Raw genomic sequence first — 253 nt, forward strand, 5'->3', positions numbered from 1 at the left:
GTGGGCGCGGGCGATCGTGGAGTCCACCGAGACCGACCAATCGATCAGGCCTTCGGCGTCAGCGGCGGCGGTCAGCGTGGCCAGCACCGTGTCCCATGTGCCTTTTTCGGCCAAGCGCCGATGCCAGGTCCACACGGTCTGCCAGGGCCCGTAGACCTCGGGCAGATCCCTCCAAGCGATTCCGCACCGGTACCGGTAGATGATCGCCTCCACCATGGTGCGGGCGTCGGCGAACGGCCTGCCGGCGCGGCCG

General features: G+C 69.6%; 1 protein-coding gene. It reads right to left on the reverse strand.

The window, feature by feature from the left end:
- A partial coding sequence (locus tag ACTSKS_RS11075; protein WP_442927566.1) for a transposase occupies nucleotides 1-253 on the reverse strand: 253 nt, incomplete at both ends.

Origin of the sequence: Micrococcus sp. TCR-5 (assembly GCF_052220525.1) — a bacterium.
GTDB lineage: Bacteria > Actinomycetota > Actinomycetes > Actinomycetales > Micrococcaceae > Micrococcus > Micrococcus luteus.